Raw genomic sequence first — 9,687 nt, forward strand, 5'->3', positions numbered from 1 at the left:
TACGAGAGGACCGGGCTGGACGGACCACTGGTGCATCAGCTGGATACCAAATCCATAGCTGGGTAGCCAAGTTCGGAAGGGATAAACGCTGAAGGCATCTAAGCGTGAAGCCCCCCCCAAGATGAGATGTCCCTGTCTTCAAGACAGTAAGACCCCTGAAAGAGTATCAGGTAGATAGGGCAGAGGTGGAAGCACGGTAACGTGTGGAGCTGACTGTTACTAATCGGTCGAGGGCTTGACCAAAGCAACTCGGAAAGCAATCTGTATGAAGTTTTGAAGGTATGTACCTTTAAGGCCTAATGGCTCAGTTGGTTAGAGCGCCGCCCTGTCACGGCGGAGGTCGCGGGTTCGAGTCCCGCTTGGGTCGTTTCAAATGGGATCTTAGCTCAGCTGGGAGAGCATCTGCCTTACAAGCAGAGGGTCACAGGTTCGAGCCCTGTAGGTCCCACTTTTCTTGTAGTTATAAGTGTAGCACAAGATATGCCGATGTGGCTCAATTGGCAGAGCAGCTGATTTGTAATCAGCAGGTTATCGGTTCGAGTCCGATCATCGGCTTTATACAATTTCATATTGTATAGAAATGGGCAGATTCCCGAGTGGCCAAAGGGGACAGACTGTAAATCTGCTGCAAATTGCTTCGGTGGTTCGAATCCACCTCTGCCCATTCTTCTTTTTAGAAGATAATTGAATAACGCGGGATGGAGCAGTCTGGAAGCTCGTCGGGCTCATAACCCGAAGGTCACAGGTTCAAATCCTGTTCCCGCAACTCTTGCCCAGTTAGCTCAGTTGGTAGAGCAGAGGACTGAAAATCCTCGTGTCTCTGGTTCGATTCCGGAACTGGGCATTCTCAGAAAACCTGAGAAATGGGATATTAGCTCAGTTGGTAGAGCACTTGACTTTTAATCAAGTTGTCCGGGGTTCGAATCCCCGATGTCTCATTAGTTAAAAATGGCGGAAATACTGATAAATACAGTGTTTCCGCCATTTTTGTGAGTAATCGGAAGTGGTGCTAAGTAAGCCTAAATATTCATCTTCACTCCATCTTCAAGGGCATTTTTGAACCCCTTCATCTTCAAAAATTAATTGAATTTTTTACTACTTCCTGCACGTTTTCTTTCTGTTCCAGAACATGATTATAAATCTCTAAAACCATCTTCTCAGAATCACCTAATAATTGTGCAATTCTTTTAATACTGATGTTTGGCATCTGATAACATAAGTTTGCACAGTAATTATGCCGAAAGATATGCGCGGTCAGTCCGTTTATTATTTTAATCTTATTTGACCCACCGGCAGCAACATTCATTTTGGAAACAATATTAGACCACATCTTATTATAAGCAGAAGCAGTCATATATTCATTATTGGCAGAATAGAAGAGATTGGTTCCTGGTAAGGTCTTTATGTATTCTGAAATAAATTCATTTAAAAATGGTGGTATGGGAACTATACAATTGCCATTTACGGATTTTGTACCCGATTATTGCCATCAAAGGCTAAAGCCTTGTTTACGGTCAATTCATTACGTTCTAGGGATATATCAAATATAGTAAGGGCAAGAATTTCACCTCTTCGTAATCCGCAGCCGTATGCAATATATACAAAAGCCTTTTCTCTTGGTGAAAAATCAGCTTTTTTTAATGCATCTTTTTCTATATCAGTCAATCCCCTTTTTTCTTTTGCCACATATTTTGGCAACTCTATATTTCCACATATATTATCCAGAGCAGTAACCGGAAGTAGTTTATCAGATATGGCAGATTTGATAATCTGTTTGAATGTTACATATATCTGCTGGCAGGTGCGAGCCTTTTCAATATTATTATTTATAACAAGCTGTAAATGTGTTCGTCGAATGTCCGATAAGTGTACGCATGATAAAGTGAATAGATGTGTATTTATTATATTCTCATACATAATCTGTGTTCCACGTTCTCTGACTTTTTTATAAGTATTCAACCATGATAAAGCATAGTCATAAAACGTCATGTCAGTACTAATAGCAGACATTCCGGCATCCAATTCCTGCTTGAATAGATTTACTTTTCTTTTGAGGTCTTTACTGGACTTGGTGGAGTAGATAGAAATATATTTTTTGGCACCAGTTTTAGTATAGGTACCAGTCCACACCTTTGCTTGAAATCGTCCGTCCTTTTGACGAGTGTACTTAGTTGCCATAGTATCATCTCCTTAAAAATGGGTATAAAAATAACAGCCAGCTTGGAAACGGTGTTCCGCTTGCATTTGGCTGCTCCGAATGATACAATATGCTTGCTTAGGGCTTTCGTATTATTCGGAAGCATACCGCCTTGCTTGAAAGAGTAGGGCGTTTTTTTATTATTACAATATACAATGTGTACAATAATTAGTGCATGCATTATGTTATTATGCATATGGATAATTATAAGTATATTGTTTATAATACTTTTCTCCCTTTTCTGAAAAGTGTGTCTGATGCTATTACCAGAGAATTTGATGAATATTTATACTTTCGCTAACTGTTTTGGCGATTTGAGCGATTTGCTGGGTTACTAAACTATACTGCACCCAGCTATCCTCCCAGACTAAATTTGAGTTCTGGTTGAAAGCATAAAGAAAGGCTATCCAATCTTTTTGACTGGGTAGCCTTTGAAAATTTTTATTCAGTTTTTAATGATTATTCAGCTTTAGGAAGTGGAAGTAATAATTCTTCAACTACTGCACCAGCACTGAACTCTACTTTGATTGCACCGCCAATGGTATCAAGAGCATATACTTTTGCCAATTCTGCTTCATCATTTGTTGTTACTCTAATAATGATGTTGTTTGTGCTCTCATATACGCCAGACGTTACAACAAATGGGATTTCCTTATTTACCATTGCATTTGTTATCTTTTCCTGTAACTCTGTGAGATATGCCAATGTGTAAGTACCTTTTACGAAAGTAGTATTGCTTTCACTTCTGCCAAGTTCCTTACAAATAGCTGTTCTATTAGCTGGTGTATCTTCTGTAAGAACGATTACAAATTTTCCATTAGCATCTGTATAGGAACCACCAAAAAACTCTGAGGTATCTTTGGTTAAGTCACTGCTATTTACTTCTTCGTTATATTCTCCCTTATTGTCTGCAGGAACATCTTCTATAATAGTTTCTGAAGTATCTTCGATTTCTGTACTTTTACTTTCTTGAATGTTTACAGATTCTTCTTTGTTGTTCTGTAAATCCTCAACTTTATTATTGTTTTCGATTGGTAATGACTCAACTGTTGGTGTGTTGGTATCCTCTACTGGTGATAAGCGTGTTACCATAGGAATACATAAAACCAATAAGGCAAAGCATGCTGCGATTGTTCCCCACTTAACCCATGCAAAATTATTTTTTCGCTTGTTGTTCATATGAGCTTCCTTAATATATTGATTGTTAATGTCACCAAGAGTATCAAACAAATCTTCTTTTTTCATAATACATAACCCCTTTCCAATAAGTATTCTTTAAGTTTAGAACGTAATCGGTTTAATGTAACCGATACATTACTTTCAGTCATTTCATACCGCCTTGCAATTGATGAAACGCTGTCAGAATACCAATATCTACAGATGAATATGTTTCTCTTTTTTGGTGGCAAGGTTTCCAGAAAAGAATTGATTGTTGCGACAAGTTCTCGTCTGTCAATTTCTTGCTCTACATCATCTACGCCGGATACACACTCTGCAAGTTCGTCAAGAACGACTGCTATTTCTCCGTTTCCACGTTTCATCACATGATTATGTTTGTATTTGTTAAAAGCTAAATTTCTTGTGTTTTTCCCAAGAAACGCAGATAGAATTGTTGGTATAGTTGGCGGTATAGAGTCCCATGTACTTAAATATGTATCATTGACGCATTCTTCTGCATCTTCATTATTACCTAGGATATTTTTTGCAATAGAAGTGCAGTATTTCCCATACTTCTTTGCAGTTGCAGATAATGCACGCTGGTCTCTATTTAAATACAACTGAATAATGTCCTTGTCGTTCATACTCAATCCTCCTTTCTGATTTTTTCCCTTACACCTATATAGACAACTTCTGAACCATAATCTTACACTTTTTTCAAAAAATTTTTTTCTAAATTTATATACCAAATATATCAGATTGTCGAAAGAAAGGACATAGCAAAAATAAACCATGCTATGTCCTTTAGGAAAAATTTTATATTGATTTGGAGCAACAATAAACCGAACCGCTTTTGGAATTGCTAGGATGTAGATTTATACATCCAAAATATAGAATTATACACGCTTTTCATTCAGACACACAATTCCGAAAAGGGAGATACTTTTTAAAGAACGAAAGGAGTATATGTGTAATGAAAAAAGTTTACAATATAATAATGTATACTGCTATATTTATTGCGTGTTATTGCACATATTGTAAAGTTATTACAATGACAGTTGATATATACTCTAGTTCAAAGCATTAGATCCTAAGACGCATAAGAAGATAGATGTACCGTTAACCATGAGTTATGCTCAATGGTACCAGAAATATGTGGAAGGGAACCAGGATGCTAAGCTGGAAGAAAAGAGAATCCGAAATATAACATCAGATAGGATTCAGTATAAAAAATATCAGGAGATTCTTGGCGAAGAAGTGCCGGAAACGCTGGAAAAATTCCAAAAAATGAAGTATAATAATACTGAAAATTGGGAACTGTTTAGAACGTATACTCGCTCCGTGAAGAATGGAATGATATCACCACTATCCGGATTTACTAATTATCAAAAGATATATGGTGATATTGAAAAAAATGTTATTGGAATAAAGACTTCTGAGGGAATAGAAGTAAAGGGACAGAGTAAACATTTCATGGAGAGAGTGATTGGAACCATGAAAGACCCCAAAACAGGAAAACCACGTTCTGGAGCTACTATTGAAGGAATAAAAGATGCATTGGAGAAACCATTAAAAGTGATGCCTGTGAGAACATCAGTTAATGGTGATAAAAGCCAAAAATATATTGGAAAAGGTGGAACAGTTACAATAAATCCAGATAGTGGTTTATTGATTCAATGTAATCCGACAGATGTAGATTACATAAGGAGAATAGAGAATGCGAAAATTTAAACTTACAAATGAACAAATCGAATTTCTTAAAGAAATGTATCCTGATAATGAACTTGTCCAGCAAGTATTGAATAGTGGGGAAAATGGAGTTTTTGAAATTGATGTAGATACTAAAATTGATTTTATGGATTATATAGAAGATGAATCCGTATATTGGATGGATAAACACCAGGAGGGAACATCAAAAACTCATATGTTGGAATCCATACGGGATGATATATATTATCAGACCAATTAGTTATCAGAAGTAGTAAATATTATAAAATGAATAATTATAGATACCACTGGCCTTTAGACTGGTGGTATTTTTATACCAATTTCTAGGAGGTGAAAACATGAAAATTAAAGTAACAAAGCGGTATGTGGATAAGTACACAAAGAAAATTGTAGAAGAGGGTACAGAAACGGAAATGACCGCAGAACGTGGCAAGGAATTGATAAAAGAAGGTGTTGCCAAAGAAGTAAAAGTAACAGGAAAAGAAGTATAGAAGGGCGGTGATTCCTTATATCTCCCAGCTATGGGTTAAATAGTGATAAGCACGCAGATTGTATTCTGGGTGTTATTTTTATGCCTTTTTTCCGCAGGCATTAAAGAACGGTAGAACAATGTGGTATGCAACGGACTGGGGAAAAGACCGGCTCGGGGCAGGAAGGAGAAAATATGAAGAATAAAGAAGTAAAGGCATTGAGAATGTCACTGAAATTACAGTTTTTTGCAACCGGAGACGGTGACGGCACTGGAGATGGTGACGGTTCCGGGGATGGAGCAGGAGACGGAGATGGCACAGGTGAAGGTTCAAAGGGTGAACCACCAAAGACCTTTGATGATTTCTTGAAAACAGGAGATTTCCAGTCAGAATTCGACCGGAGAGTGCAGCAGTCAATTACAACAGCACTTAAGAATCAGAAAGAAAAGTATGATGCTTTAATGGATGACCGGTTATCAGAAGCAGAGAAACTTGCCAAGATGACAAAGGATGAAAAACAGGAATACCTCAATAAAAAGCATGAAAAGGAATTATCTGACAGAGAAGCCGCTATTACCAGAAGAGAACTTATGGCAGAAGCGAAAAATACTCTTGCAGAGAAAAAACTTCCGGTAACATTGGCAGACGTGCTGGTGTATACAGATGCAGATTCCTGCAATAAATCCATTGAAGCAGTAGAGAAAGCCTTTACCGAAGCGGTAGCCGCTGCCGTAGAAGAAAAGCTGAAAGGCGGAAAGCCAATGAAAAACGGTGATTCCAATGTAACAGAGTTGGACAAAATCGTTAGTATGATGAGCGAATAGGAAGGAGATTTTAGAAGATGGCAATTAACACATTAGCAACAGCAACAAATTTTCAGAAAGCATTGGACGTGTTAGCCGTTCGTGAAGCTGTAACCGGCTGGATGGAAGCAAATGCAGGTCAGGTAAAATATACTGGTGGTGCAGAAGTAAAAATTCCGAAAATGTCGGTACAGGGTCTTGGAGATTATGACAGAGATAACGGATATCTCATGGGTTCCGCTACTTTGGAATATGAAACTAAGAAAATGACTCAGGATAGAGGTCGTAAGTTCCAGTTAGATTCTATGGATGTTGATGAGACTAACTTTGTAACAACGGCATCTTCCGTTATGGGAGAGTTCCAGAGAACAAAAGTTATTCCGGAGATTGATGTATGGCTATATGATGTGACACCGCAGGAAGAGTGAATAAAAAGAGAAATCACAAAAAATTAAGTATTATTTCCTCCGTTCTGTGATATGATACTGCTGTACGAAGAAGACAGAAAAAATGCGACCTGGAGGAATGATTATGATAACATATATGAATGCGTCACGAAGAGATATGGAGAATCTGATGAGTACCCGGCTGGAGATGCTGCGGGAAGTAAATAATTTGTCAGAGGATTATACATTTCCGGATAATCTGATCGACAGCAGCAGACTGTATTTTGAAGATGGCAACCAGACAACCATTCTGGCAATGGATGGAAGAAAAGTAGTTGGCTGTGCGTCGGTCAGCTATATTGAGGTCATGCCGACATTTGCCCATCCTACCGGAAAACGTGGACATATTATGAATGTATATACAAAGAAGGACTATCGTGGACAGGGGATTGCCCGCCATATGATGGAACTTCTGATAAATGAAGCCAAATTGCGTGGTGTGACAGAACTGATCCTGGATACAACGGAGAGTGGCAGAGCCTTGTATCATGCCTGCGGATTTACCGAATCTAAAGAATGTATGGTTTTAACAATAGAGCGGGAATAATAAAAATTTCATAGAAACCCATGCACAAGGAGGACAAGTATGAGAAAAATCTTGGTAACTGGTGGCACTGTATTTGTGAGTCGGTTTATTGCAGAGCATTATGTGGCAAAAGGTGATGAGGTTTATGTGTTAAATCGAAACACCAGACCGCAGTCGGCGGCTGTAAAACTGATTCAGGCAGACCGGCATGCGATCGGTGATGCACTGCAGGGACTGCATTTTGACCTGGTGGTTGATACGGCATATACCGGGGAAGATGCAGCGGATTTGCTGAATGCATTGGAAAGCTACGAAGATTATGTTCTTATAAGTTCAAGTGCCGTATATCCGGAATATGCGCCGGCACCATTTACGGAAGAAACACAGCTTGCAGAAAATGTGCACTGGGGTGTATATGGAACAAATAAAATAGCGGCTGAGGCAGCACTGATGAAGAGAAATCTGAAGGCATATATCCTTAGACCGCCTTATTTATATGGACCGGTGAATAATGTATACCGGGAAGCCTTTGTATTTGACTGTGCATTGGAAAACAGGAAATTTTATCTGCCACGGGAGGGCAGCATGAAGCTGCAATTTTTCCATGTGGAAGATTTGTGCAGATTTATAGATATTCTAGTGGAAAGACACCCAAAGCAGCACATTTTCAATGTTGGAAATAAAGAGAGCATATCCATTCGTGACTGGGTGACACTGTGCTATCAGGCGGCCGGAAAGCAGGCAGAGTTTGTGGAAGTTACAGCGGAGGAAGAGCAGCGTAATTATTTCAGCTTTTATAATTATGAATATGCACTGGACGTTACGAAACAGCTTGCACTTATGAGTGGGACGAAGCCACTGGCGGATGGATTAAAAGAAGCTTATGACTGGTATGTGGTAAATCAGGATAAGGTAAATAAGAAACCATATCTTGCATACATAGAGGAACATCTGGTATAAAAACAGGGAATTTCTTTCGATTAGAGCTCCTGTGGTTGCAGAGAAAAGAGCAAAATAGTATAATAAACGAAATAAAAATCTGTGACAGGCGCAGATTTACAAGACACAGGATAGAACGGAGAAAAACATGAGTGTATTTCAGGTAGAATTAAAGAAGGTAGTTGATGACAGTTACGAAATCGAGATTGGCTACCAGCTTGAGAACCGGTTAATAGAAGATTTAAAAAACGGTCTGGTTGGAAAAATCAAGAAATTTGCAGTAATTACAGACAGCACGGTGAAGGAGCTTTACGCAGACCACATTGTAACCTTATTACAGGAAGCAGGATATCAGGCAAGGGAATTTGTTTTTACGGCAGGAGAGACCAGCAAGACCAGAAAGACGAAAGAAGAAGTAGAAGATGCTATGTTAGAGGCAGGTTTCCGGAGAGACTGCTGCATCATTGCCGTTGGTGGTGGTGTGGTAACCGATTTGTCTGGATTTCTGGCAGGAACCTATGGCAGAGGAGTGCCATTCATTAACTATGCTACGACACTTTTGGCGGCGGCAGATGCATCTGTTGGTGGAAAAACCGCAGTAGACACACCACTGGCAACGAATCTGATTGGACTTTTTAACCAGCCGGAGAAAGTATATCTTGACATTGCAGCATGGAAAACACTGCCACAGCGACAGTTATCCAGTGGTATGGCAGAGACAATCAAACATGCCTGCATGGCAGATAAGGAAATGTTTGAATTCCTGGAAAAACATATGGAAGATATTTTTGCGGGAGACAGAGAAGCCTGTGAATACATCGCAAAGAAGAACTGCCAGATTAAATATGCTGTGGTAATGAAGGATGAAAAGGAGCAGGGCTTAAGAGAAATCTTGAATCTAGGACATACGGTAGGACGTGCCATTGAGACAGTCAGTGACTATAGACTGCTTCATGGAGAAGCACTTTCCATTGGAATGGTAGCGATGACAGAACTGGCACACCGACTTGGTTACATGACAGAAGAAGAAAAAACAGCAGTAAAGAATCTGTTAGAGAAAGCGAAGCTGCCGGTAGAGATTCCGGAATACATTGACCGGGAAGCCCTGGTTAAGAAATTATATACGGATAAGAAAGTCCGGGACGGAAAACTCCGTTTCGTTGTAGAGAAAGGAATCGGTGGAATCGTAGAGTTTGAGGAAGGCGTATTTGCTACACCGGTGGAAGAAGCCGTTGCAAGAGATATCATTATGAAAATGAAATAGTGAGCGATGAAAGTTAATGATAAGCTGATTGGCTTATCAATAATTATCATATAATGAGCGCAAAAGGGGCTGTAAAATAAGTCCCTAATTAAGAAACGCCAACTCCGGCAAATGTCGGTTTTGGCGTTTCTTTGTATGAATTTTTCTATTTTTGAT

Annotated in this window: 12 protein-coding genes, 7 tRNA genes and 1 rRNA gene; 16 read left to right on the forward strand and 4 right to left on the reverse strand. The window is 39.2% G+C overall.

Translation table 11 applies throughout. From position 1 onward, the window contains the following. From OCV43_RS13570 to OCV43_RS13605, 8 genes are all read left to right on the forward strand, one after another. A 23S ribosomal RNA gene (locus OCV43_RS13570) occupies positions 1 to 243 on the forward strand; the annotation flags it as partial. A 50-nt stretch (positions 244 to 293) separates the two neighbouring features. Continuing rightward, positions 294 to 367 (forward strand) — tRNA-Asp (locus OCV43_RS13575). A gap of 8 nt (positions 368 to 375) precedes the next feature. Then, positions 376 to 448, forward strand: a tRNA-Val gene (locus OCV43_RS13580). Between the two features lie 34 nt (positions 449 to 482). Then, positions 483 to 555, forward strand: a tRNA-Thr gene (locus OCV43_RS13585). 27 nt (positions 556 to 582) lie between these two features. Beyond that, positions 583 to 664 (forward strand) — tRNA-Tyr (locus OCV43_RS13590). 28 nt (positions 665 to 692) lie between these two features. Continuing rightward, positions 693 to 766, forward strand: a tRNA-Met gene (locus OCV43_RS13595). A 5-nt stretch (positions 767 to 771) separates the two neighbouring features. Continuing rightward, a tRNA-Phe gene (locus OCV43_RS13600) sits at positions 772 to 844 on the forward strand. 21 nt (positions 845 to 865) lie between these two features. Beyond that, positions 866 to 938: transfer RNA gene (locus tag OCV43_RS13605), tRNA-Lys, on the forward strand. A gap of 134 nt (positions 939 to 1,072) precedes the next feature. Here the strand turns inward: OCV43_RS13605 and OCV43_RS14095 are convergent. The 4 genes from OCV43_RS14095 to OCV43_RS13625 form a co-directional block, all read right to left on the reverse strand. Continuing rightward, the gene (locus tag OCV43_RS14095; protein WP_317246669.1) at positions 1,073 to 1,450 is read right to left on the reverse strand and encodes a site-specific integrase; all 378 of its coding nucleotides are present in this window, start codon (positions 1,448 to 1,450) and stop codon (positions 1,073 to 1,075) included. An 11-nt stretch (positions 1,451 to 1,461) separates the two neighbouring features. Then, on the reverse strand, positions 1,462 to 2,178 hold the full coding sequence (locus OCV43_RS13615) for a tyrosine-type recombinase/integrase (RefSeq protein WP_262624355.1): 717 nt from the start codon (positions 2,176 to 2,178) through the stop codon (positions 1,462 to 1,464). A gap of 478 nt (positions 2,179 to 2,656) precedes the next feature. Continuing rightward, on the reverse strand, positions 2,657 to 3,442 hold the full coding sequence (locus OCV43_RS13620; RefSeq protein ID WP_262624356.1) for a hypothetical protein: 786 nt from the start codon (positions 3,440 to 3,442) through the stop codon (positions 2,657 to 2,659). Then, positions 3,439 to 3,999, reverse strand: a complete 561-nt coding sequence (locus OCV43_RS13625; protein ID WP_262624357.1) for an RNA polymerase sigma factor — start codon at positions 3,997 to 3,999, stop codon at positions 3,439 to 3,441. The genes OCV43_RS13620 and OCV43_RS13625 overlap by 4 nt, the downstream gene beginning before the upstream one ends. A 481-nt stretch (positions 4,000 to 4,480) precedes the next feature. Here OCV43_RS13625 and OCV43_RS13630 point away from each other — a divergent pair, with 481 nt between their 5' ends. The 8 genes from OCV43_RS13630 to aroB all read left to right on the forward strand — a co-directional run bounded on the left by OCV43_RS13630 (position 4,481) and on the right by aroB (position 9,531). Further along, positions 4,481 to 5,086 (forward strand): hypothetical protein, encoded by a 606-nt coding sequence (locus OCV43_RS13630; RefSeq protein WP_262624358.1) that lies wholly within the window; start codon positions 4,481 to 4,483, stop codon positions 5,084 to 5,086. After that, positions 5,073 to 5,324: a hypothetical protein gene (locus tag OCV43_RS13635; protein WP_262624359.1), complete on the forward strand. Its 252-nt coding sequence runs from the start codon at positions 5,073 to 5,075 to the stop codon at positions 5,322 to 5,324. Before OCV43_RS13630 ends, OCV43_RS13635 begins: the two co-directional genes overlap by 14 nt. 97 nt (positions 5,325 to 5,421) lie before the next feature. After that, a complete protein-coding gene (locus OCV43_RS13640) occupies positions 5,422 to 5,574 on the forward strand; it encodes a hypothetical protein (RefSeq protein WP_262624360.1) in 153 nt (50 codons plus the stop codon). A gap of 173 nt (positions 5,575 to 5,747) precedes the next feature. Further along, on the forward strand, positions 5,748 to 6,377 hold the full coding sequence (locus OCV43_RS13645; protein ID WP_262624361.1) for a DUF4355 domain-containing protein: 630 nt from the start codon (positions 5,748 to 5,750) through the stop codon (positions 6,375 to 6,377). A 17-nt stretch (positions 6,378 to 6,394) separates the two neighbouring features. Beyond that, the gene (locus OCV43_RS13650; protein WP_331495001.1) at positions 6,395 to 6,784 is read left to right on the forward strand and encodes a hypothetical protein; all 390 of its coding nucleotides are present in this window, start codon (positions 6,395 to 6,397) and stop codon (positions 6,782 to 6,784) included. A gap of 103 nt (positions 6,785 to 6,887) precedes the next feature. Further along, positions 6,888 to 7,349: a GNAT family N-acetyltransferase gene (locus tag OCV43_RS13655; RefSeq protein WP_262624362.1), complete on the forward strand. Its 462-nt coding sequence runs from the start codon at positions 6,888 to 6,890 to the stop codon at positions 7,347 to 7,349. A 39-nt stretch (positions 7,350 to 7,388) separates the two neighbouring features. Further along, positions 7,389 to 8,288 carry an NAD-dependent epimerase/dehydratase family protein gene (locus OCV43_RS13660; protein WP_262624363.1) on the forward strand — a complete coding sequence of 300 codons (900 nt, stop codon included), beginning with the start codon at positions 7,389 to 7,391 and terminating at the stop codon, positions 8,286 to 8,288. A gap of 127 nt (positions 8,289 to 8,415) precedes the next feature. Beyond that, entirely contained in the window at positions 8,416 to 9,531 is a 1,116-nt protein-coding gene (gene aroB / locus OCV43_RS13665; protein ID WP_227710156.1) for a 3-dehydroquinate synthase, read from the forward strand. Positions 9,532 to 9,687 lie beyond the last annotated feature (156 nt).

This window comes from Roseburia amylophila (assembly GCF_025567465.1).
Lineage (GTDB): Bacteria > Bacillota > Clostridia > Lachnospirales > Lachnospiraceae > Roseburia_C > Roseburia_C amylophila.